We start from the raw sequence: 525 nt of genomic DNA, 5'->3' as shown, positions 1-525 counted from the left end.
GGACCTCCGGGGGTGGGGTGGAGCTGCTGAAGGCGACCACGTCCACCATCCGGAGGTCCTCGTGTCCCACGCTAATGCCGCGCTGACGCCACGCCACCGTCTCAGGCTGGCCCGCGCCGTCGTCGAGGACGGCTGGACCATCGGGTATGCCGCCGCGGTATTCAACGTGTCCTGGCCGACCGCCAAACGGTGGGCCGACCGCTACCGCCAGGGCGGCCCGGCAGCGATGGCTGATCGCAGCTCTCGCCCGCACCGGTGCCCGCGGCGGACTCCGCGACCGGTGATCCGGAAAATCGTGCACCTGCGGTGGAAGCAACGGCTGGGCCCGGTGCCGATCGCCGATCGTCTTGGCTTGGCGGCGTCCACGGTGCATGCGGTCCTCGTGCGTTGCCGGCTCAACCGGCTCTCCCACATCGACCGAGTCACAGGTGAGCCGATCCGCCGCTACGAGCACGACCGGCCCGGGGCGTTGCTGCACGTGGACGTCAAGAAGCTCGGCAACATCCCCGACGGCGGCGGCTGGCG

The 525-nt window shown here is 70.9% G+C and carries 1 protein-coding gene; it reads left to right on the top strand.

From position 1 onward, the window contains the following. Window positions 1-61 precede the first annotated feature (61 nt). Window positions 62-525, top strand: a 464-nt coding sequence (locus IEY37_RS21735; RefSeq protein ID WP_188945036.1) for a helix-turn-helix domain-containing protein, incomplete at its 3' end; no start/stop codon positions are given.

The organism is Nakamurella endophytica, assembly GCF_014646215.1.
GTDB lineage: Bacteria > Actinomycetota > Actinomycetes > Mycobacteriales > Nakamurellaceae > Nakamurella > Nakamurella endophytica.
This window is presented reverse-complemented; position numbering and strand designations above follow the sequence as displayed.